At 61.1% G+C, this 21,398-nt stretch carries 19 protein-coding genes; 6 read left to right on the forward strand and 13 right to left on the reverse strand.

The genetic code is table 11. The features are described 5' to 3' along the window. The 5 genes from ABI546_RS11360 to lgt all read right to left on the reverse strand — a co-directional run bounded on the left by ABI546_RS11360 (nt 1) and on the right by lgt (nt 5,266). Nucleotides 1-816 carry an enoyl-CoA hydratase/isomerase family protein gene (locus ABI546_RS11360; RefSeq protein WP_348046688.1) on the reverse strand — a complete coding sequence of 272 codons (816 nt, stop codon included), beginning with the start codon at nt 814-816 and terminating at the stop codon, nt 1-3. Between the two features lie 7 nt (nt 817-823). Next, nucleotides 824-1,822, reverse strand: a complete 999-nt coding sequence (locus tag ABI546_RS11365; RefSeq protein ID WP_348046689.1) for a tripartite tricarboxylate transporter substrate binding protein — start codon at nt 1,820-1,822, stop codon at nt 824-826. A 96-nt stretch (nt 1,823-1,918) separates the two neighbouring features. Next, nucleotides 1,919-3,400, reverse strand: coding sequence for a malonyl-CoA decarboxylase family protein (locus ABI546_RS11370; protein ID WP_348046690.1), 1,482 nt, complete (start codon nt 3,398-3,400; stop codon nt 1,919-1,921). After that, entirely contained in the window at nt 3,397-4,065 is a 669-nt protein-coding gene (locus ABI546_RS11375; protein ID WP_348046691.1) for a GntR family transcriptional regulator, read from the reverse strand. Before ABI546_RS11375 ends, ABI546_RS11370 begins: the two co-directional genes overlap by 4 nt. A 385-nt stretch (nt 4,066-4,450) precedes the next feature. Continuing rightward, a complete protein-coding gene (lgt, locus tag ABI546_RS11380; RefSeq protein ID WP_348046692.1) occupies nt 4,451-5,266 on the reverse strand; it encodes a prolipoprotein diacylglyceryl transferase in 816 nt (271 codons plus the stop codon). A 96-nt stretch (nt 5,267-5,362) separates the two neighbouring features. Here lgt and ABI546_RS11385 point away from each other — a divergent pair, with 96 nt between their 5' ends. Beyond that, a complete protein-coding gene (locus ABI546_RS11385; protein WP_348046693.1) occupies nt 5,363-5,965 on the forward strand; it encodes a DUF4124 domain-containing protein in 603 nt (200 codons plus the stop codon). Here the strand turns inward: ABI546_RS11385 and ABI546_RS11390 are convergent. Next, the gene (locus tag ABI546_RS11390) at nt 5,952-6,887 is read right to left on the reverse strand and encodes a LysR family transcriptional regulator (RefSeq protein WP_348046694.1); all 936 of its coding nucleotides are present in this window, start codon (nt 6,885-6,887) and stop codon (nt 5,952-5,954) included. The two genes, ABI546_RS11385 and ABI546_RS11390, sit on opposite strands and share 14 nt — an antisense overlap. 116 nt (nt 6,888-7,003) lie before the next feature. On the opposite strand from ABI546_RS11390, the gene ilvD reads away from it, so the two are divergent. Beyond that, a complete protein-coding gene (gene ilvD, locus ABI546_RS11395; protein ID WP_348046695.1) occupies nt 7,004-8,704 on the forward strand; it encodes a dihydroxy-acid dehydratase in 1,701 nt (566 codons plus the stop codon). A 132-nt stretch (nt 8,705-8,836) separates the two neighbouring features. On the opposite strand, the gene ABI546_RS11400 is transcribed toward ilvD, so the two are convergent. Beyond that, nucleotides 8,837-9,082 (reverse strand): TIGR04438 family Trp-rich protein, encoded by a 246-nt coding sequence (locus tag ABI546_RS11400; RefSeq protein WP_348046696.1) that lies wholly within the window; start codon nt 9,080-9,082, stop codon nt 8,837-8,839. Nucleotides 9,083-9,208: 126 nt separating this feature from the next. Between ABI546_RS11400 and ABI546_RS11405 the strand changes: the two genes are divergently transcribed. Continuing rightward, the gene (locus tag ABI546_RS11405; protein WP_348046697.1) at nt 9,209-9,523 is read left to right on the forward strand and encodes a c-type cytochrome; all 315 of its coding nucleotides are present in this window, start codon (nt 9,209-9,211) and stop codon (nt 9,521-9,523) included. Between the two features lie 62 nt (nt 9,524-9,585). Here the strand turns inward: ABI546_RS11405 and acs are convergent, their stop codons facing one another. Together acs and oxlT are read right to left on the reverse strand one after the other, a co-directional pair. After that, nucleotides 9,586-11,571 carry an acetate--CoA ligase gene (gene acs, locus ABI546_RS11410; protein WP_348046698.1) on the reverse strand — a complete coding sequence of 662 codons (1,986 nt, stop codon included), beginning with the start codon at nt 11,569-11,571 and terminating at the stop codon, nt 9,586-9,588. A 170-nt stretch (nt 11,572-11,741) separates the two neighbouring features. Beyond that, nucleotides 11,742-13,067 (reverse strand): oxalate/formate MFS antiporter, encoded by a 1,326-nt coding sequence (oxlT, locus tag ABI546_RS11415; protein ID WP_348046699.1) that lies wholly within the window; start codon nt 13,065-13,067, stop codon nt 11,742-11,744. A 159-nt stretch (nt 13,068-13,226) separates the two neighbouring features. Here oxlT and ABI546_RS11420 point away from each other — a divergent pair, with 159 nt between their 5' ends. After that, nucleotides 13,227-13,835 (forward strand): YqhA family protein, encoded by a 609-nt coding sequence (locus tag ABI546_RS11420; protein WP_348046700.1) that lies wholly within the window; start codon nt 13,227-13,229, stop codon nt 13,833-13,835. 17 nt (nt 13,836-13,852) lie between these two features. On the opposite strand, the gene nhaA is transcribed toward ABI546_RS11420, so the two are convergent. Together nhaA and fumC are read right to left on the reverse strand one after the other, a co-directional pair. Continuing rightward, nucleotides 13,853-15,046 carry a Na+/H+ antiporter NhaA gene (gene nhaA, locus ABI546_RS11425; RefSeq protein WP_348046701.1) on the reverse strand — a complete coding sequence of 398 codons (1,194 nt, stop codon included), beginning with the start codon at nt 15,044-15,046 and terminating at the stop codon, nt 13,853-13,855. 152 nt (nt 15,047-15,198) lie between these two features. Then, nucleotides 15,199-16,596 (reverse strand): class II fumarate hydratase, encoded by a 1,398-nt coding sequence (fumC, locus tag ABI546_RS11430; RefSeq protein WP_348046702.1) that lies wholly within the window; start codon nt 16,594-16,596, stop codon nt 15,199-15,201. 196 nt (nt 16,597-16,792) lie between these two features. Here fumC and ABI546_RS11435 point away from each other — a divergent pair, with 196 nt between their 5' ends. After that, nucleotides 16,793-18,343 carry a fumarate hydratase gene (locus ABI546_RS11435; protein WP_348046703.1) on the forward strand — a complete coding sequence of 517 codons (1,551 nt, stop codon included), beginning with the start codon at nt 16,793-16,795 and terminating at the stop codon, nt 18,341-18,343. A gap of 7 nt (nt 18,344-18,350) precedes the next feature. Beyond that, nucleotides 18,351-19,175, forward strand: coding sequence for a glutamate racemase (murI, locus tag ABI546_RS11440; protein ID WP_348046704.1), 825 nt, complete (start codon nt 18,351-18,353; stop codon nt 19,173-19,175). Nucleotides 19,176-19,454: 279 nt separating this feature from the next. On the opposite strand, the gene ABI546_RS11445 is transcribed toward murI, so the two are convergent. After that, nucleotides 19,455-20,951, reverse strand: coding sequence for an efflux transporter outer membrane subunit (locus ABI546_RS11445; protein WP_348046710.1), 1,497 nt, complete (start codon nt 20,949-20,951; stop codon nt 19,455-19,457). Between the two features lie 43 nt (nt 20,952-20,994). Then, nucleotides 20,995-21,398 (reverse strand): efflux RND transporter permease subunit (locus tag ABI546_RS11450; protein ID WP_348046705.1); only part of this gene is annotated, 404 nt, incomplete at its 5' end.

Genomic DNA, 21,398 nt, shown 5'->3' on the forward strand with positions numbered 1-21,398 from the left:
TCAGGCTGTCGATGGTGATGGGAGGACGGTGGCCGGGTCGTCAAACCGGGGCTGACGTTTTTCATTGAAGGCAGTTACGCCTTCGCGGTGCTCGGGCGACGCGGCGTAGCGGTAAGCACTCGCTATCAAATCAGTAGCTATCTGCCCAATAGTTACCTGGGCTAGAGCCCGAAATGTCTGCTTATTCAGGCGCGCAGCAGCGGGTGCAAGGCCCGCGCTGCGATCCATATAAGCCATCGCGGTAGCGCCGGCTTCGGCAACGGGCACCACCTGGTTGAGAAAGCCGCGCTGCTTCATCTCCGCGGCGCCCAGGAAAGCCGCAGACAACAGCATCTCACGCACCGTCAGTTCGCCGGCTGCGCGCATCACCAGCGCGGCCTCGCGAGGTGCCATCGGAAAACCGAGCTTCGCAATGGGTGCACCAAACTTTGCGGTGTCGCCTGCAACGCGAATATCGCAACAGCTGGCGATTTCCATGCCGGCCCCCATGCAGTTTCCCTGAATGTGGGCGACGATAGGCACGTCGCAATCGAGCATGGCCTGCAAACCGCCCCAGACATCGCCTTCATGAAACTCACGCAGGGCAGTTTCTTCAAACCGGAAACCAGCGTACTCGGAAATATCGCCACCCGCGCAGAAGTGACCGCCCTCCCCGTGCACCAGCACACAGCGCAAGGCTGCGGTTTGCTGGATGCTTTCAAACGCCGCGCGCAGCTCGCGCCACATGGCGCGAGACATGGCGTTGAGCTTGCCGGGGTGGGACAGGGTCACGAAGGCAAGCGGCCCCTTCACTTTCAGTAAAACGGCACCGGTCATTCAAGGATCATTCGAGTTTTGCGCCCGAGGCCTTCACCACGGTCGACCAGCGTTTGACTTCGCTGCTCACAAACGTGCCGAACTGCTGGGGCGTGAGATTGCCGAAGTCCGCGCCGTTGCTGGCCCAGATGGTTTTGAGTTCATCGGTGGCTGAGGCCTTGCGCAGATCTTCGACGATGCGCGCCTGCACGTCGGCAGGCGTGCCCTTGGGCGCCCAGACGCCGTACCAGGTAGTCACGGTGTATTCGGGCAGGCCGAGTTCACCCGCGCATGGCACGTCCGGGAAGGCCGGGTTGCGCTTGGTGCCTGACACCATCAGTGCTTTGATACGGCCGCCTTTGATGTGGTTGGCAGAAGAACCCAGGCCATCAAACATCATGTCGACATTGCCAGAGATCAAATCCTGCAGCGCCGGGCCCGCGCCGCGGTAGGGGATGTGGGTGATGAAAGTTTTGGTCTGCTGCTTGAAGAGCTCGCCCGCCAGGTGGTGCGAGGTGCCCGCGCCGGCGGAACCGTAGTTGTACTTGCCGGGCGCCTTGCGCACTGCCGCGATGTAGGCCTTGAAATCGGCAAACGGCATGTTGCGGGGATTGACGACCAGCACCTGCGGCACGTTGGCCATCAGGGCCAGGGGCACGAAATCTTTTTCGATGTCGTAGTCCAGCTTGGGGTACATCGACGGCGCAATGGTGTGGTGCACAGCCCCCATGAAGAGCGTGTAGCCATCGGGCTGCGCCTTGGCGGCGATACTCGCGCCCAGCGTGCCGCCGGCCCCACCGCGGTTGTCGATGATGAGCTGCTTGCCCGTGAGCCTGGAGAACTGGGCCGACAAAGGCCGCGCGAACGCATCGGTGCCGCCGCCGGCCGGAAACGGCACGATCATCGTCACCGGTTTGGTGGGCCATGCCGACTGGGCATAGCTGCCGAAAGAAATCGTGGCGGCACCGGCCGCCGCAGCGCGCAGCACGTCGCGCCGGGAACCGCGGGCTTCAAAATTGAATGTCATCTTTGTCTCCTGTCGTTGTTGAAATCAAAAAAGCCGTCAAAAAAAGGACGCTCAAACCCCATGCGGCAATTGCCTGCCGCAATCCTAAGTACGCGTTCAAATATACAAACCTTCGATGTCACCTGATACGGGGATTTTCCCCTGTGCAAGCAAGGCCCGATGCCTGTCCAGGCGCTTGAGGTCATAGAGGTAATTCACCATCAGGCCATACGATTGTTTGAGCCCCTTGGGGGTCGGGTCGCCCGCCCAGTTGATGCGTTCCACACGCGCACCGTTGCCCAGGTGAAAGCGTGCCACCGGGTCCAGCGGCTTGCCGTCGTCCAGCGCATGCCCGAGATAGTGGGCCGCACATTGCAGCAGCATCTTGCGTACCGGCGATTTCTCATTCAAGGCCAGCGGGTTTTCAGCAGCGCTTAGAAAATGCCCCGCGGTGGGCGGTTCAAACCCGACCGCGCGGCCCAGGGCCGCGCGCTCCTTGTCGCCCAGTTTTTCCAGCATGGCGGTGGCGTTCTTCCCCAGCCAGCTGCGAAATCCCGGAATCGGTGAAAGGGTGGCAAAGGTTTTGAGCTTGGGAAACTCGTCTTTCAGGGTTTCCACCACGCGCTTGATCAATGAGTCACCAAAACTCACACCGCGCAGGCCGGCCTGCGTGTTGCTGATGGAGTAAAAAATCGCGGTGGTTGCACGGCTCAGGTCTGAAGGCGCGGCCAGCTCGTCAAGCAAGGGCATGATGTCGCCGGCAATCGTTTCGACCATCGCCACTTCGACAAAAATCAGCGGCACCTCGGGAAGGCGCGGGTGGAAGAAGCCATAGCAGCGGCGGTCGCTGTCGAGCCGGTTTTTCACGTCGGCCCATCCCTTGATGTCGTGGACCGCCTCGTACTTGATCAGCTTTTCGATCAGCGACGCAGGCGAATCCCACGTGATGCGGCGCAGGTCAAGAAAGCCCACATCGAACCAGGTGGAAAACATATATTCCATCTCGACGTCCAGAGCCAGCAGGCGCTTGTCGGCCTTGAGGCTGGGCTGCATGTCGGCACGCATCTCGACCAGAAACTGTATGCCGCCCGGGTAGACGCTGAAGCGTTGCAGCAGGCGCCGGCGCGGCGACACTGTGGCACGGCGATAGCGCACCTCTGCCACGGCCTCTTCGGGGGTTCCCACCGCAGCCGCAAACTGGGCCTGCGCGGCCTTGACCTTTTGCGGATTGGCGACGAACTGCTCGCTCATCAGCATCCAGAGATCCCGGCGGCGAGCCGGCGTGGCGCCCTGGTACCAAGCCGCAATGGCCATGGCGCGGCGCCCACCTTCCACTTCGCTGACGCGAGGGTCGATGATCGCCTGCAGCTCCTCCAGCGTGCGGCGCAACACGCGCGGCGACAAGGCTTCGTCCTTGTGGCTCAAGGTGGCCTGCAGCCGTTCGTGCGTGCTCCGCACGGGAAGTTCTGCACTAGTCGCTATCTTTTTGGTAGCTGCTTGCGCCCGCTCAGCATGCCCCGCAGCCGTTTTTTCTGTAAGACCTTTTTCACTTGCCGTGAGCCGGGAAACGCTGCGGCTGAGCCAGTCGGCGGCGCTCATGAGGCCACCCGGGAGCGTTGGCTGCGGGCCAGGTCGCGCAGCGCTTCGCGCTGGCGCGTCAAGTGGGTGCGCATGGCCGCTTCCGCACCTTCACTGTCCCGGCTTTTCAGGGCCGCGAACACCGTCATGTGCTCGGACAGGCTTTGCGCCAGCCGGCCCGGCGCATGCAGTTGCTGCAGCCGCGCCAGCTTCAGGATCTTGCGCAAGTCAACGATGGCCTGCGCGAGCCAGCGGTTATCGGCCAGCAAGATGATGGCCTCGTGAATGGCGAAGTTGGTGGCGTAGTACTCGTTGATCCTGCCTGTGCTGGCATGGCTGTTCAGCCGCTCATGCAGCGTGGTCAGCGCCGCCAGGTCGGCATCTGTGGCATTGCGCGCAGCTTCGTAGGCGCAGCGCCCTTCCAGCAGCGCAATAACGGGAAAAATATCGTCCAGGTCTTTTTCAGTGACTTCATTGACGAAGCAGCCACGCCGCGGTTCGTGACGCAGAAGCCCTTCCGATGTGAGCACTTTCAGGGCTTCGCGCAGCGGCGTGCGGGAGATTTCCAGCCGCTCGCACAGCGCCACCTCGTCCAGAAAACTCCCGGGCGAGAGCTGACCCGCAAAGATCTGCTCGCGCAGTGTGTCGGCGACTTCCTGATGCAAAGAACTCTGGACAAGACGCATGGCATGACCCCTTTGACTGACACAACTGGTCGGCGGAACCCCTGGCAGCGCCTTGGATGCAATTGTGCGAAAACGCTGCGAACCGGCAGACCATCTATCTCCGCCCCGATCGGCATTCACACTGCAGCACTCAAGTACCACTTACCCACTTCCACTTCCACTTCCACTTCCACTTCCCATAATCCACGTTTCGAATTTGCTCGCCTAACGAGCATAATTTCAAGTAATTACCTGTAATTATGAAAAGTAAAACTCAAACGAGCAAGTACCCAAGAGGACTTTTGTGTCTGAAAACGACAGGGAGAAACCCTAGGCGGTAGCCCGCAGCCTTACCCCCGGGATCTGCCAGCACCGGCGCTATAAAATCGATAGCTGCTGGCGCTTTCTATATGCCTTGGGGGCGTTTTGAGGCCCACACCCAGAGCCAAATACCGGCGGCGATCATGGGTATGCACAACCACTGGCCCATGCTCATTCCCAATGCCAGGAGGCCCAGGAAATCATCCGGCTCACGGAAAAACTCGGCAATAAAGCGGAACACCCCATACCCCAGCAGGAACGCGCCGGAGACCTGCCCCATCTTGCGCGGTTTGCGCGCATACAGCCACAGCAGCACGAACAGCAGCACGCCCTCCATCAGGAACTGGTAGACCTGCGAGGGATGACGCGGCTGCATGGAGTCGCTTCCGGGAAACACCATGCCCCATGGCAAGGCCGGGTCGCTGAAGCGGCCCCAAAGCTCACCGTTGATGAAATTGCCGACACGCCCGGCCGCCAACCCGGTCGGCACACAGGGCGCCACAAAATCCATGACCTGCAGCCAGGGCCGCTGACGGGAACGGGCAAACCACCACTGCGACACCAGCACACCCAACATGCCGCCGTGAAAGCTCATACCGCCCTGCCACACGAAAAAGATCTCCAGCGGATGCGACAGGTAGTAACCGGGCTTGTAAAAAAGGCAGTAGCCCAACCGGCCGCCCAGCACCACGCCCATGACGCCAAGGAACAGGATGTCTTCAATGTCCCTGCGCGACCAGGCCCCCGGACCTGTGATCGATGCATACGGCTCATGCCGCAGCCGCCGTGTTGCCAAAAAGAAGAAAAGGCCAAAAGCCGCCAGGTAAGTCAGCCCGTACCAATGGATACCGACGGGGCCGAGCTGAAGTGCGACGGGATTGATTTGCGGATGAATGAGCATGGCAGGTATTTTGCACGCAAGCCCCGTAGGAAATTCCTTACGCTCACGGCCTATGGCTTAGACTTTGCCGAACACGACGCAAACTCCCGCTCAGCCATGCATCACCCCTTTTACATCGCCTTTATTTCAACTCTTGCAGCGCTGACATTCAGCGCAAGTGGCTGGGCCCAGGTCTACCAGTGCACCGACGCCAGTGGCAAAAAAGTGTTTTCTCAAACACCTTGTGCTGCAGCCGGCAGCAACGGTGAAAAACTGATCGTCAGAGCTCCCGGGCCGGCCCCGGCAGCCGTCCCGACGACATCCGCGGAAGCATCCTTCGCCGACGGCGTGCCTTTCAAAGGCGTACCGGGCGTTTTGTATGGCAATGATGGCGCAGCCAAGGCGCCCAAAGACTGGGCAGCCGAAAACGCCGCGGCCAATGCACGCGCGAACGCGCAGGCATCGTCAAACTCCCAAGCCAACTATCCTCCGTTGGGCGGCCTGCGAAAAAACACCCCGGCCACTGCGCGCAAGACCGACCAGCAAGTCGTCTCAGAATGCGAAGCCAGCCACGGGGCGCGCTGCGCCAGCACCGGTGAAATTAACCAGCGCCGCATGGAGCAACGCACACTGACACCAGCCGAACAGCGCCAGCAGCAAGACGCGGTGGCGGCGCGACGCCAGCGTGCCCAGGATGAAGAATTTTTCAAGCGCCGATAAACGCGACAAACCGCTCAAGCACGGGATTGGCGCGCGCCGCCGGCCACACCAGGCTGGTCTCGCAGCCTGGAACGCCCGTGCGCCCCCTGCCCCTTGGTGCTGTCAATTCCCGGTACACCACTCCAGGACGCTGAAACTGCCGTACGCTGTCTGGCACCCAGGCCACACCCAGCCCGGCTGACGCCAGATTGACGATGGTCTGCATCTGGATCGCTTCCTGGGCGACGCGGGGCAAATGCCCCGCCGCGTGGTACATCGCAAAGATTGCGTCGTACAAAGACGGCACGATGCGGCGCGGGAAAATGACCAGTGGCTGCGCCAGCAGATCATCCAGCGCCAGACGCGACTGGGTCGCGAATTCACTTTGTTCGGGCAACGCGATCAACAGAGGCTCTTGCGCAATGCGCCGGCTGGCCAGACCTGACGGGGCAAAGCCCGGCGAATGCAGCATGAACCCGGCGTCAATCTCCGCGCGCTCAAAAGCTTGCAACTGCACGTCACCGGTGGCTTCAATCAGTTCAAGCTGTACTTTGGGGTAACGCTCACGAAACGCACGCACCCAGCGCGGTAGCAGGTCAAACCCCACCGTAGAAACAAATGCGAGACGCAGCCGCCCCGCCTCGCCGTCAGCACTGGCGCGTGCGTAGGCGGGCAACGCCATGGCGCGCGCCAGGAGATCGCGCGCCTCAGGCAAGAGCGCAACCCCAGCCGGCGTGAGCTGCACACTGCGCTTGGTGCGCACAAAGAGTTTCAAGCCCAACGTCGCTTCGAGCGACATGATTGCCTGTGTCAGCGGCGGCTGGGTCATGTGCAGGCGCAACGCGCCACGGCCGAAATGCAGCTCCTCAGCGACCGCCACAAACTGGCGCCAAAGCCGGAGTTCGACGGGCGGAGAAGACGTTGCGGAACGCGAATCAGTCATATCCTATGCATATTAATAAGGCATTAAAAATAGATTAGAACAAATAAGTCAAAGCACCCATAATTTGCAGGCATATCGGCCCTGCAGAGGTCTGTCACCCCCCCAAGAAGCACATCATGAACACCAAAACCGTCAACATCCTTCCCAACCCACGCAGCAGGAACATCACCGAGGGCAAATCGCGCGCGCCCAATCGTTCGATGTACTACGCCATGGGCTATGAGGCAGACGATTTCAAAAAACCGATGATCGGCGTGGCCAACGGCCACAGCACCATCACGCCCTGCAACAGCGGCCTGCAAAAGCTGGCTGATGCGGCGATTGCAGGCATCGAAGAAGCCGGCGGCAACGCGCAGGTGTTCGGCACCCCCACCATCTCTGACGGCATGGCCATGGGCACCGAGGGCATGAAGTATTCCCTCGTGAGCCGCGAAGTGATCTCCGATTGCATCGAAACCTGCGTGCAGGGACAGTGGATGGACGGCGTGCTGGTGGTCGGCGGCTGCGACAAGAACATGCCCGGCGGTCTGATGGGCATGCTGCGCGCCAACGTGCCGGCAATTTACGTCTACGGCGGCACCATCCTGCCCGGCACCTACAAGGGCAAAGATCTCAACATCGTCAGCGTGTTTGAAGCCGTGGGTGAAAACGCCGCCGGCCGCATGAGCGACGAAGACCTGCTGCAGATCGAGCGCCGCGCCATTCCTGGCACCGGCAGCTGCGGCGGCATGTACACGGCCAACACCATGTCCAGCGCCTTTGAAGCGCTCGGAATTTCGCTGCCTTACTCCAGCACGATGGCCAACCCGCACGACGAAAAAATGAACTCGGCCAAAGAGTCGGCCAAGGTTCTGGTGGAAGCCATCAAGAAAGACATCAAGCCGCGCGACATCGTCACCAAAAAGGCGATTGAAAATGCCGTGGCGGTGATCATGGCCACCGGCGGCTCCACCAATGCCGTGCTGCACTTCCTGGCCATCGCCCATACCGCCGGCGTCGAATGGACCATCGACGACTTCGAGCGCGTGCGCCAGCGCACACCCGTGCTGTGCGACCTGAAGCCGTCCGGCAAATACCTCGCGGTGGATCTGCATCGCGCCGGCGGCATTCCACAAGTGATGAAAACGTTGCTGGCCGCCGGCCTGCTGCATGGCGACTGCCTGACGATCTCCGGCCAGACCATCGCCGAGACACTGAAGGACGTGCCCGAGGTGCCGCGCGCCGACCAGGACGTGATTCGCCCCATCGACAAGCCCATGTACGCGCAAGGCCACCTGGCCATCCTGAAGGGCAACCTCTCACCCGAAGGCTGCGTGGCGAAAATCACCGGACTGAAGAACCCCGTTATGACGGGACCGGCCCGGGTGTTTGACGACGAACAGTCTGCGCTGGCTGCCATCCTGGCCGGCAAGATCAAGGCCGGCGATGTCATGGTGCTGCGTTACCTCGGTCCCAAAGGTGGCCCTGGCATGCCCGAAATGCTGGCCCCCACGGGCGCGCTGATTGGCGCCGGCCTAGGTGAAAGCGTGGGACTCATCACTGATGGGCGCTTTTCCGGCGGCACCTGGGGCATGGTCGTCGGCCACGTCGCACCAGAAGCCGCAGCCGGCGGCAACATCGCCTTCATCCACGAAGGCGACTCCATCACGATTGATTCGAAGCAACTATTACTGCAGCTGAACATCAGCGACGCAGAACTGGCCCAACGCAAGGTCGGCTGGAAAGCCCCCGCACCACGGTATATGCGCGGCGTGCAGGCCAAGTTTGCGTTCAATGCATCCAGCGCCAGCAAAGGTGCCGTGCTCGACGACTATTAATTTCTGATCTCTCAAAAAAAGCAAAGAGCCCGTGAAGTTACATACTTCACGGGCTCTTTGCTTTAACCACGCTACAGACCTTGGACGCCAGGTAGATGATGGTCTTGATGGCAGCCAAAGCCGTTTTTTCAGCTATTTCTTTTTCTTGCTCGACAGCATGCCCATGGCTGCGCGCTGTTTTTCGATACGGTCCTGCTTGCGTTTGTCCATCTTGTCGACTTCTTTTCTTTTGGTATACCCCGAGGCATCTGCCCACCACCACCAAAGCGCCGCGAGCGCAAAGGGTGCAAGCACGATCCACCAGCTTAATGTCGCCACGGGCCCGATTTCCAGGTATTTCAGTGCCAGGGCAATAACTCCGATTAATAGAAAAAACATCTGTAACTCCTCTGAATGAGTAATGGTTAGCCCGACCTGGCCTTGAAAAGAGGGTCAACCGGCACCACTACAATGACGTTAATTGACTGTAACCCGAATCCACAACTTCCCCACGAGGACAAAACCATGAAACGCATTCTTTCGGTCATCGCTTCCATGGCTGCAGTTTTTGCAGTATCCACACCGGCATTCGCGGATTTACAACTGGCAACCGCTAAAAACTGCATGGCTTGCCATGCCATCGACAAGAAACTGGTGGGGCCTTCCTACAAGGATGTGGCGGCCAAATATGCAGGTCAAAAAGACGCAGCCGACAAGCTGGCAGCCAAAGTCATCAAGGGTGGTTCAGGTGTCTGGGGCCCCGTACCCATGCCTGCCAACGCCCAGGTCAGCCCTGACGAGGCAAAAAAACTGGTCGCCTGGATCCTGACCCAGAAATAAACCAGGCCTTTGGCCCACAAAAAAGCCCGTCGACGACGGGCTTTTTTGATGTCTGCCTCACTTCACTGCTTTTCCGAGAGCTGGTCAAGAATGGCGGGATTCTCCAACGTAGAAGTGTCCTGCGTGATCGCCTCGCCCTTGGCAATGCCGCGCAACAGGCGGCGCATGATTTTTCCGCTGCGTGTCTTGGGCAGGTTATCGCCGAAGCGAATGTCTTTGGGCTTGGCGATGGGCCCGATTTCCTTGCCTACCCAGTCGCGCAGTTCCTTGGCAATTGCCTTGGCTTCTTCGCCCGTGGGACGTGAGCGCTTAAGCACGACAAAAGCCACAATGGCCTCGCCAGTCACGTCGTCGGGCCGGCCCACCACGGCGGCTTCGGCCACCAACGCTGAATGCGAGACCAGCGCGGATTCGATTTCCATCGTGCCCATGCGATGGCCGGACACATTGAGCACGTCGTCGATACGGCCGGTGATGCGGAAATACCCATTGTCCACGTTGCGAACCGCACCGTCTCCGGCGAGGTAAATCGTGCCGCCCATCTCTTCCGGGAAATAGCTCTTCTTGAAGCGCTCAGGGTCATTCCAGATGGTGCGGATCATGGATGGCCACGGACGCTTGATCACCAGCATGCCGCCAGCGCCGTTGGGCAGGTCCTTGCCAGTTTCATCAACAATGGCAGTCATGATGCCGGGCAGAGGCAAGGTGCAACTGCCGGGCACCAGCGGCGTCGCGCCTGGCAGCGGCGTGATGACGTGGCCGCCGGTTTCTGTTTGCCAGAAGGTGTCGACCACTGGGCAACGCTCGCCGCCCACGTTTTTGTAGTACCACATCCATGCTTCCGGATTGATGGGCTCGCCGACGGAGCCCAGAATGCGCAAACTACTCAGGTCGGAGCGAGCCGGATGCACTTTTTCATCGGCCTCGGCAGCCTTGATCAATGAACGGATGGCCGTGGGGGCGGTGTAAAAAATCGTGACCTTGTGTTTTTCGATCATCTGCCAGAAGCGGCCAGCATTCGGAAAGGTCGGTATGCCTTCAAAGATGATCTGCGTCGCGCCGGCTGCCAGCGGGCCATAAGCGACATAGGTGTGGCCGGTGATCCAGCCGATGTCGGCCGTGCACCAGAAGACATCGGAGGGCTGGATATCGAAGGTCCAGTCCATCGTGAGTTTGGCCCAAAGCAGGTAGCCGCCCGTGCTGTGCTGCACGCCCTTGGGCTTGCCGGTCGAGCCCGACGTGTAAAGAATAAAGAGCGGGTGCTCGGCGCCCACGAACTCGGGCTCACACACCGGCGCAGCCTTGGCGGTGATTTCGTGCATCAGGCTGTCGCGGCCAGCCACCATGTTGCAGGCGGTAGCGGTGCGCTGGTAGACAATCACATTCTTGATCGACTCACAGCCGCCCATGGCAATGCCCTCATCAACGATGGCCTTGAGCGGCAGTTCCTTGCCGCCGCGCAGCTGGTAGTTGGCGGTGATGACCGCCACAGCGCCCGCATCCTGAATACGCTCCTGCAAGCTCTTGGCCGAGAACCCGCCGAACACCACCGAATGGGTAGCGCCAATGCGCGCGCAGGCCTGCATGGCCACAACGCCTTCAACCGTCATCGGCATGTAGATGATGACGCGGTCGCCCTTCTTGATGCCCGCGCCCTTGAGCGCGCTGGCAAACTGGCTGACCCTGGCATGCAGCTCTTTGTAGGTGACGTTGGTGACCTTGCCGTCATCACTCTCGAAGATGATGGCTTTCTTGTTTTCAACCGGCGTGCCGAGGTGGCGGTCCAGGCAGTTGTACGAGGCGTTGAGCTCACCGTCGGCAAACCACCGGTAGAACGGGGCGTTGGACTCATCCAGTGTTTGGGTGAACGGCTTTTTCCAGCTCAGGTTTTCACGCGCCAGCCGGGCCCAGAAACCTTCGAAATCTTTCGCAGCTTCCGCGCAAAGCGCGTTGTACGCCGGCATTCCGGAAATGCGCGCCGCCTTGACGACGGCTTCAGCGGGCGGGAACACGCGGTTTTCGACCAGGACCGATTCGATGGCACTCATGGGTTTTGTCTCCGTGGCAGTGGGTTTGGTCGGTAATATCAGCGTTCGCACTTACAAACCACTGACTTACGCCAACCTTGCCAATTTACACCCATGAGGGATAACTGCAAAAAAGGCACCGCTCAGCGCCTCTTTCGAAGCGTGAGCGGTGCCTTGCGGGAAGGAGCGGGTCAGCTGTGCGCTGCGACGTGCAAGCTGCCCGCGGCTTCCTGTGCGGCCGCAGGAGGCGCGGCCAGGTTCATCTCAGTACGGCGCATGGGGCGAAGCACATACCAGGCCATAAGCGCTGCAATCGCGTTCATCACGCTGCCCACAATGAACACCGCATGCCAGCTACCCGTCGCGGCGGTGAGCATGCTCGACAGCGGCACCAGCAGCGAGGCCGTGCCCTTGGCGGTATATAGCAGTCCCGCGTTGGCGGCGGCGTACTTGGAGCCGAAAGTGTCGGCACATGTCGAGGGGAACAAGCTGTAGATTTCGCCCCAGGCAAAGAACACCAGGCCCGTGAGGATCACAAAGGCGATCGGGTTCTGGCCGAACTGGTACAGCGCCAGGATACCCACCGATTCGGCGGCAAAGGCAATCAGCATGGTTTTTTCCCGGCCAATCTGGTCGGACACCCAGCCGAAGAACGGGCGTGTCAGGCCATTGAGCACGCGGTCGATGGCCAGCGCGAAGGTCAGCGCGGGCAGCACCAGACCCATGATGTTCACCGGCACGTTGCCGATCTTGAAATCGGTGGCGATGGGGCCGAGCTGCGCCGTCGCCATCAGGCCGCCGGCGGCCACCATCACGAACATGGCATACATCACCCAGAACACCGGGCGGCGCAGTACTTCGCTGGGCTTGTACTCATGGCGGCCCTGCTGCACGTGGATGGTCGACACGGCGGACGACTTGGCCAGGTTGTGCGGCGCGCGTGTGAGCAGGAAGGAGATCACAAACACCACCACGCCCTGCAGGATGCCGAAGTACAGGAAGGCCGACTCGTAGCCGCTGGACTTGATCATGTTGGAGATCGGGATGATGGTGAGCGCGGAACCGGCACCGAAGCCCGCGGCGGTGAGGCCGGCGGCCAGGCCGCGGCGGTCCGGAAACCACTTGAGCGCGTTGCCCACGCAGGTTCCGTACACGGCGCCCGCGCCAACACCGCTGACGGCTGCGGCGAAGTACAGCAGAGGGAGCGAATCGGCGTGCGAGTTAAGTATCCAGCCGATGCCGCACAACACGCCGCCGCCCATCACGACAGGGCGCGGGCCGAAACGGTCAACCAGGTAACCCTCGATGGGCACCAGCCAGGTTTCGGTCAGCACAAAGATGGTGAAGGCCACCTGGATAGCCGCCTTGCTCCAGCCATGTTTGTCGGCGATGGGGTTGACGAAGAGCGTCCAGCCGTACTGCATGTTGGCGATCATTGCCATGCAAATGATGCCGAGCAGGAGCTGCATCCAGCGATAGGACGAGGAAGGAACGGGTTTACCGTCGGTGGTGGTCATTTTGTCTCCGGTTGCTTTGTTTGCGCCGTGGCATGTATCTGCCTTCGCCGGATTCTGGGACCGCGTTCTCGAAATTTTCTTGACCTCAGTCAAGAGCAACTACCCCTCTATTGATCAAAGTCAAGATTCCGAAAATTTTCACCGCTTTACAATGCCTGCATGTCCGACCCTCATCCAATTGATCGCCCCTCGTCGCCTCTGCGCCCCCTGCCCAATCTGATTTTTGCCAGCCGCTGGCTCCAGCTACCGCTGTACCTCGGACTGATTGCCGCGCAAGCGGTGTACGTCGTGCACTTCCTGGTTGAGTTGTGGCACCTGATCGAAGCGGCCTTCGGCAGCCAGACTGCCCTGCAATCGCTGATCACCAGCATCGGCTACAAGACCGCCATACCCGTCGTGACACTCAATGAGACGGTCATCATGCTGGTGGTGCTGGCGCTGATCGACGTGGTCATGATCTCCAACCTGCTGATCATGGTGATCGTGGGCGGCTACGAAACCTTTGTAAGCCGCATGAACCTGGAAGGCCACCCCGACCAGCCCGAATGGCTATCGCACGTGAATGCATCGGTGCTGAAGGTGAAGCTGGCCACGGCCATCATCGGCATCAGCTCGATCCACCTGCTCAAGACCTTCATCAACGCCGACAACTACACCGACAAGGTCTTGATCGCTCAGACAGTGATCCACATCACATTCCTGCTGTCAGCGATTGCAATTGCTTACACCGACAAGATCATGTCGGGCATTGCCGCGCAAAAGCACTGAACAGGTCGCACCGGCATTCAGCTCGGTGACTTCCCGGCGGCGCTGCTGCGCAGCAGCATCAGCGCCCCCACCACTCCCGACAGCAGCGAGCCGCACAGCACGCCCAGCTTGAGTTGCGTCTCGTAAGCCGCATCCTGGCCGGCAAACGCGAGGGCACCAATAAAAAGGCTCATGGTGAACCCAACGCCGCACAGCAGGCAAACCCCAAAAAACTGACTCCAACCGGCCCCGGCGGGCAAGCGTGCGCCGGCAAATCGAATCAGCAGCCAGGAGGCACCGAATACGCCCATGGCCTTGCCCAGCAACAGACCCGCCGTAATGCCCAGGGGTACGCTTTGCAGCAAGGTCGTCACGGTGACACCCTGCAGAGAAACACCGGCATTGACAAACGCGAACACGGGCAACACGGCAAACGCCACCCAAGGATGCAGCGCATGCTCGGCCGTTTTGAGCGGTGAGCCGCCTTTCCCGTCCGACAAGGGAATCGCCAGTGCAGTTGCCACTCCCGCCAGCGTGGCATGGATACCCGACTTGTAGACGAAAAGCCAGATGACCAGCCCTACCACGACATACGGGCCGATGGCCATGACCTTGGCACGGTTGAACGCCAGCAGTACCAACACCCCGACACCAGCAGCGGCCAGCGCCGACAGCGACAGTCCTTCAGTATAGAAAAAGGCAATGATGAGGATGGCACCCAGGTCATCAATGATCGCCACGGCCGTCAGAAACACCTTGAGCGAAGCCGGCACACGGCTGCCCAGCAGCACAAGGATGCCCAGCGCAAATGCGATGTCGGTGGCCGCCGGAATGGCCCAGCCGCGAAGCGCCACAGGGTCACCGGCATTGATCGCCGCGTAGATGAGCGCCGGCACCACCATGCCGCCCAAGGCAGCCCCTGCCGGCAGCAGCGCCTGCGCACGCGAGGCCAGTTCACCCTCCATCAACTCGCGCTTGATCTCCAGCCCCACCAGAAAGAAGAACACGGCCATCCACAAGTCATTGACCCAATGCAGCAACGACTTGGAAAGCACCACCCAGCCGCCACCCATGCGCAGCTCTCCGGGCAAATGCACAAAGCGTTCATAGGCATCACCCCAAGGCGAATTGCTGGCGACCAGCGCCAACACGGCAGCAAGCGCCAGAACCACGCCCGAAAGCGACTGCGAATGGATGAACTGGTTCAGTGTGCGCTGGACAATCTTGAGCATGGCGCTATTGTCCCCGAGACGAACAAGGGCGGCAGTATCGGCCCCTTTCCCCAAGCAAGCAGGGGCCGCAGGTCCGGCTCCGCCGGCCGGCAGGCGCCGCCCCCTGGAAGGGGGGAACGGGCTACACGCAGTGAGCCTGGACGGGGGTGAGCCTACCTCCCGACCATATCCCCAGGCACCACCCATTGGTCAAACTGCTCCGCCGTGACATGGCCCGAGGCCAGCGCCGCCTCGCGCAGGCTGCTGCCCTCCTTGTGCGCCTTCTTGGCGATATAGGCGGCCTTGTCATAGCCGATATGGGTGTTGAGCGCCGTCACAAGCATCAACGAACGCTCGACCAGCTCGGTGATGCGTTCGCGGTTGGGTTCAATGCCTGCCGCGCAGTGGTCGTTAAAGCTCACCATGCCGTCGGCCAGCAGGCGCACGCTTTGCAAAAAATTATGCGCCACCATGGGCCGGAACACGTTGAGTTCGAAATTTCCCGAGGCGCCGCCAAAGTTGATGGCAACGTCATTGCCGAACACCTGAGCGGCCAGCATCGTGACGGCCTCGCTCTGCGTCGGGTTGACCTTGCCCGGCATGATGGACGAGCCGGGCTCGTTCTCGGGAATGCTGAGTTCACCGATACCGCTGCGCGGGCCGCTGGCCAGCCAGCGCACGTCGTTGGCGATTTTCATCATGCTGGCGGCCAGCGTCTTGAGCGCGCCATGTGCATGCACCAGGCCATCCACCGAGGCCATGGCTTCAAACTTGTTAGGCGCCGTGATGAACGGCAGACCCGTGAGCGCCGCCAGCTCGGCCGCTACTTGTTCCGCATAGCCCTTGGGTGCGTTCAGCCCCGTGCCGACGGCGGTACCGCCGAGCGCCAGTTCATACAGGTGCGGCAAGGCGGCACGCACATGTTTTTCGCCATGGTCGAGCTGGGCCACATAGCCCGAAAACTCCTGGCCCAGCGTGAGCGGCGTCGCATCCTGCAAGTGGGTGCGGCCGATCTTCACAATGCCGTCAAAATCCTTGGCTTTCATGGCCAGCGTGGTACGCAACTTCGCAATTGCCGGCAGCAACTTGTGCGTCATCGACTCCACCGCGGCCACATGCATGGCGGTCGGGAACACATCGTTGGAGGACTGGCTGCGATTCACGTCGTCGTTGGGGTGCACCAGGCGGCTTTCGCCGCGCTCGCCGCCGAGGATTTCACTGGCGCGGTTGGCCAGCACTTCATTGACATTCATGTTGGTCTGCGTGCCTGAGCCTGTCTGCCAGACCACCAGTGGAAATTCATCCGCGTGACCGCCCGCAATCACCTCGTCGGCCGCAGCCACGATGGCTTTTGTCTTTTTCTCATCCTGCAGTCCCAGCGCATGGTTGACCTTGGCCGACGAGCGCTTGACTTGCGCCAGTGCCTTGATGATTTCGCGTGGCTGCTGCTCACCCGAGATGTCGAAGTTCTGCAATGAACGCTGCGTCTGCGCGCCCCAGAGCTTGTCGGCCGGGACTTCAATCGGGCCGAAGGTATCGCGTTCCGTGCGCGTAGTGCTGCGTGTGGTCATGAAAATTCCTGCGCTGTCGAAAAGAGAAAAGAGAGGAGGAAGCCAAAGTATGACCGCAAACAAGAAAGATTCTCATCTGAAGGGTCTTGAAACCTTAAGGCCCCCCACCGGTGCACCGCGTGAGGGCAAAGCCCACCCGAGGACGGATAATTGCAGGGTTTGCCAGAAACCCCAAAAAACGACGACTCCACCCACCATGACCACGATCAAGCAAGCCGACCTCATCGAATCCGTAGCCGCCGCCCTGCAGTACATCAGCTACTACCACCCCGCTGACTACATCGCCCACCTGGCACGCGCCTACGAGCGTGAACAAAGCCCGGCCGCCAAAGACGCCATCGCGCAAATTCTTACCAACAGCAAGATGAGCGCCACCGGCCACCGCCCCATCTGCCAGGACACCGGCATCGTCAACGTGTTCCTCAAGGTCGGCATGGACGTGCGCTGGGAAGGCTTCACCGGCAGCCTAGACGACGCCATCAACGAAGGCGTGCGCCGCGGCTACAACCACCCCGACAACACCCTGCGCGCCTCAGTGGTGGCCGATCCGCAGTTCGACCGAAAGAACACCAAAGACAACACGCCGGCCGTGATCTTCACCGAGCTGGTGCCCGGCAACAAAATTGACGTCACTGTGGCGGCCAAGGGTGGCGGCAGCGAAAACAAAAGCAAGATGGTCATGCTCAACCCCGGTGACTCAGTGGTCGACTGGGTGCTCAAAACCGTGCCCACCATGGGCGCCGGCTGGTGCCCGCCCGGCATGCTGGGCATCGGCATTGGCGGCACCGCTGAAAAGGCGGTGCTAATGGCCAAGGAAAGCCTAATGGACGACCTCGACATGTACGAGTTGCAAGCCAAATCGTCTTCGGGTGCGACGCTCACCAAAACCGAAGCGCTGCGCCTGGAACTGTTCGAAAAAGTCAACGCGCTGGGCATAGGCGCGCAAGGCCTCGGCGGCCTGACCACCGTGCTCGACATCAAGATCAAGATGTACCCCACGCACGCGGCCAGCAAGCCCGTGGCGATGATCCCCAACTGTGCTGCCACACGCCACGCCCACTTCGTGATGGACGGCAGTGGCCCGGTCTACCTGGACCCGCCTTCGCTGGACCTCTGGCCGAATGTGAACTGGACACCCGATTACCAAAAAAGCAAGAAGGTCGACCTCAACACGCTCACCAAGGAAGAAGTCGCCAGCTGGAAGCCTGGCCAGACATTGCTGCTCAACGGCAAGATGCTCACCGGCCGTGACGCCGCCCACAAGCGCATCAAGGACATGCTGGCCAAGGGCGAGAAGCTGCCCGTGGACTTCAGCGGCCGCGTGATCTATTACGTCGGCCCGGTCGACCCTGTGCGCGACGAGGCGGTCGGCCCGGCTGGCCCGACGACTGCGACACGCATGGACGGCTTCACCGAGATGATGCTTGCGGAAACCGGCCTGATCTCGATGATCGGCAAGTCAGAACGAGGCCCCGTCGCGATCGAGGCAATCAAAAAGCACAAGAGTGCGTACCTGATGGCCGTTGGCGGCGCCGCCTACCTCGTGTCCAAGGCAATTAAAACTGCCAAGGTGGTGGGCTTCGCCGACCTCGGCATGGAAGCGATTTACGAGTTCGACGTGGTCGACATGCCGGTCACCGTGGCGGTCGATGCAGGCGGCACGAGTGCACACATTACCGGGCCGGCGGAGTGGCAAAAGAAAATCGCCACCGGCGAGTTCAAGCAGATCCCGGTGACCAGCGCTTGAAGCCGGCTTGAGCGCAAAGCGGCCCATTGGGGTCTTCGACAGCGGGGTCGGCGGCTTGAGCGTCTTGCAGGCGCTGCGGGCCGAATTGCCTTGCGAAGACTTCATCTACATCGCCGACAGTGGCCACGCGCCCTATGGTGAACGCGGCGATGCCTTCGTGAGCGCACGCACACGCGCCATTGCGCAGCATCTGCGCGATCAGCACCGAATCAAGGCGCTGGTGGTTGCCTGCAATACAGCTACCGCCGCAGCGGCGCATCTGGTGCGCGCAGAGCATCCCGACTTGCCACTGGTAGGCCTGGAGCCGGCGCTCAAACCCGCCGTGGCATCGACCCGGACCGGACGCATTGGCGTGATGGGCACCCGCGGCACCGTGACCAGTGCCAAGTTTCGGACCTTGCTGTCCGCCTACCAAAACCAGTCAGCATTCGTAGTCCAACCCTGCGACGGGTTGGCGCACGCCATCGAGCAAAGCGCGGAGCGCCCCGGTGCAGATGCTATGAAAACAAGAGCGCTTTGCGCACGCTACACAAGGGCCATGGGCCAATTTGGCACAGAACCCGGCGAGATCGACACGCTGGTGCTCGGCTGCACGCATTATTTTTTTGCCATACCAGAGTTGCGCGAATTGCTGGGTGAGCACGTCCAATTGATCGCCACCGGCGAACCAGTGGCGCGGCAGACGCGGCGCTTGCTGTCGGTGAAGGGCGAACTGTCGGTGGCGGGCTCCGGCGTGACACAGTTGTTCACCACCGGCCAACCGGCTGCGCTGCAAGCCGCCGCGCAGCGCTGGCTTCAGCTGGACGCCGCGGCGGGCTCACTGCATTTTTGACAGCTGCCCAGGCTTGCGGCGCTTGCGGGGTCACCAATACAGGCTGGCGGTGCCTGCCGCGTATTGAATATTGCTACTATTTTGATAGCTGCTTGCGCACATCTTGTATGGGCTGCGGGCCAAAAACACTTAAAAATCCAGGGGAAACAGGTCACAGCGAGCATGCAACAACCTGAAATTAACAGCCAAATCAGCCGCTAGCCCTTATCCAACGGGCGCAAGAAGCTATGAATTAGATAGCACCTTGGGAGCAGCCCGCGTCGGCCCGAGTTGTCATTCTCAGCGGCTGAGCTCGTTGGAGGCTTTCAGGCTCAGCGCGTCCCCAGGTGGCTCTTCCTTCCAGCCGCCTCCCAGCGTCTTGTACAGCGTGACCTGGCTTTGCAACTGGGCCAGGCGGGTTTGCACCACAGCCTGGCGCGCGCTGAACAGCGAACGCTGCGCATCGAGCTGATCCAGGTAACTGGCCACCCCGTTCTGATAACGCAGATCAGCTAGTTTGAAACGCGTTGTCTCGGCATTGGCCTGGGCCTGCTGGGCGCGCAGTTGCTCGCCCAGGGTGTCGCGGCCTGCCAGCGCATCGGCCACTTCGCGAAAAGCGGTCTGGATGGATTTTTCGTACTGGGCGACGGCGATGTCGCGCCCGGCATTGGCTGAATCCAGCCCAGCACGGTTGCGGCCTGCATCGAACAGCGGAAGGATCAGCTGCGGCGCCAGCGTCCAGCCGTAAGAACCGCTCTTGAACAGGCCTGACAGGTGCGAGCTGGCGCTTCCGGCAGAAGCCGTGAGCGAAATGCGCGGGAAGAACGCCGCGCGGGCAGCGCCAATGTCGGCGTTGGAGGCCAGCAGTTGCTGCTCGGCCTGGCGAATGTCGGGGCGGCGCGTCAGCAAATCAGACGGCAGGCCAGCCGGTACATCCACCATCATGGGCGCATCAGCCAGGCCTTTGCCAACCGGTAGCGCCACCGAGAGGTCGCCGCTCAGGGGCTGGCCGACCAGCAGAGTCAGGGCATTCTGGTCCAGCGCGCGCTGACGCACGAGCTGGGCCAGCGAAGCACGGGCCGCTTCCGTTAACGACTCGGCCTGACGGAAGTCCAGCTCGGAGGTGACGCCGTTGTCAAAGCGCAGCTTGCTGAGCTTGAAGGATTCCTCGCGCGTGACCAGCGTCTGCTGCGTGATGGCCAGCAGTTCTTCGTCGGCGAGCAGGCTCAGATAGGTATTGGCCACTGACGCAATCAGGCTGATCTGCGTCGTCTTGCGGCCTTCTTCCGTTGCCAGGTACCGGGCCAGCGCCGATTCCTTCAGGCTGGCAACCCGGCCGAAAAAGTCGAGCTCGTAAGACGTCATCAGCAAACCGCCGGTATAGGAACTGGTGATACTGCCGTTGCCATTGGCGTTGGGCTGGCGCGACCCGGTAATACCCGCGTTGATCGTCGGGAACTGGTCGGCGCGCCGGATCTGGAACTGGGCCCTGGCCTGCTCGATGTTGAGTACGGCAATGCGCAGGTCGCGGTTGTTGCGCAGCGCGGCGTCAATCAGTTGCCGCAACTTCGGATCACTGAAAAAAGTCTGCCACTCGATATCGGCCGCGGCGCCCGCCGGAACCGATGCCGGCTGCGCCTGTGAAGAGCTGCTGCTCAAGCCTGAGACAGCCGGCCACTGGTCTGCAATGGGCGCCGCGGGGCGTTCGTACTTCGGGATCATGGAGCAGCCGGCCAGAAAAGCCGCAGCGCAGACCGCCAAAAGCTGCGGGAGCCGGGGTTTGAAGCCGGCGTTCATGCCGGGTCTCTTGCCGGACTTCATGCCGGATTCAACGCGAAATTCACTCATGGGCTTTACCTTCATTTCCTTCCTCTCCGGTGATGCCCGCTGCTTTGGCATGCTCCGAATACATCCTGTTTTGCCGTTCGCTGCCCTTGAAGAGACCGCGCACGACCACAAAGAACACCGGGACAAAGATCACAGCCAAAGCTGTGCCGGTAATCATGCCGCCGATCACGCCGGTGCCGATGGCACGCTGACTGGCGGAGCCCGCGCCGGAAGCCAGTACCAGGGGTAGCACGCCCAGGCCGAAGGCCAGCGACGTCATGACGATGGGGCGGAACCGCAGGTGCGCGGCGGCCAGGGCCGACTCGATCACGCCCTTGCCCTGCGCCTGCAGGTCTTTGGCGAACTCGATGATCAGAATCGCGTTTTTCGCCGACAGGCCGATGATGGTGATCAGGC

Source organism: Polaromonas sp. (genome assembly GCF_039932935.1).
GTDB lineage: Bacteria > Pseudomonadota > Gammaproteobacteria > Burkholderiales > Burkholderiaceae_C > Polaromonas.

Excerpts from the sequence above, each read along its gene's own strand:
- ABI546_RS11360 (WP_348046688.1), bottom strand. The coding sequence starts at position 816 with ATGACCGGTGCCGTTTTACTGAAAGTGAAGGGGCCGCTTGCCTTCGTG.
- ABI546_RS11365 (WP_348046689.1), bottom strand. The coding sequence starts at position 1,822 with ATGACATTCAATTTTGAAGCCCGCGGTTCCCGGCGCGACGTGCTGCGC.
- ABI546_RS11370 (WP_348046690.1), bottom strand. The coding sequence starts at position 3,400 with ATGAGCGCCGCCGACTGGCTCAGCCGCAGCGTTTCCCGGCTCACGGCA.
- ABI546_RS11375 (WP_348046691.1), bottom strand. The coding sequence starts at position 4,065 with ATGCGTCTTGTCCAGAGTTCTTTGCATCAGGAAGTCGCCGACACACTG.
- lgt (WP_348046692.1), bottom strand. The coding sequence starts at position 5,266 with ATGCTCATTCATCCGCAAATCAATCCCGTCGCACTTCAGCTCGGCCCC.
- ABI546_RS11385 (WP_348046693.1), top strand. The coding sequence starts at position 5,363 with ATGCATCACCCCTTTTACATCGCCTTTATTTCAACTCTTGCAGCGCTG.
- ABI546_RS11390 (WP_348046694.1), bottom strand. The coding sequence starts at position 6,887 with ATGACTGATTCGCGTTCCGCAACGTCTTCTCCGCCCGTCGAACTCCGG.
- ilvD (WP_348046695.1), top strand. The coding sequence starts at position 7,004 with ATGAACACCAAAACCGTCAACATCCTTCCCAACCCACGCAGCAGGAAC.
- ABI546_RS11400 (WP_348046696.1), bottom strand. The coding sequence starts at position 9,082 with ATGTTTTTTCTATTAATCGGAGTTATTGCCCTGGCACTGAAATACCTG.
- ABI546_RS11405 (WP_348046697.1), top strand. The coding sequence starts at position 9,209 with ATGAAACGCATTCTTTCGGTCATCGCTTCCATGGCTGCAGTTTTTGCA.
- acs (WP_348046698.1), bottom strand. The coding sequence starts at position 11,571 with ATGAGTGCCATCGAATCGGTCCTGGTCGAAAACCGCGTGTTCCCGCCC.
- oxlT (WP_348046699.1), bottom strand. The coding sequence starts at position 13,067 with ATGACCACCACCGACGGTAAACCCGTTCCTTCCTCGTCCTATCGCTGG.
- ABI546_RS11420 (WP_348046700.1), top strand. The coding sequence starts at position 13,227 with ATGTCCGACCCTCATCCAATTGATCGCCCCTCGTCGCCTCTGCGCCCC.
- nhaA (WP_348046701.1), bottom strand. The coding sequence starts at position 15,046 with ATGCTCAAGATTGTCCAGCGCACACTGAACCAGTTCATCCATTCGCAG.
- fumC (WP_348046702.1), bottom strand. The coding sequence starts at position 16,596 with ATGACCACACGCAGCACTACGCGCACGGAACGCGATACCTTCGGCCCG.
- ABI546_RS11435 (WP_348046703.1), top strand. The coding sequence starts at position 16,793 with ATGACCACGATCAAGCAAGCCGACCTCATCGAATCCGTAGCCGCCGCC.
- ABI546_RS11445 (WP_348046710.1), bottom strand. The coding sequence starts at position 20,951 with ATGAACGCCGGCTTCAAACCCCGGCTCCCGCAGCTTTTGGCGGTCTGC.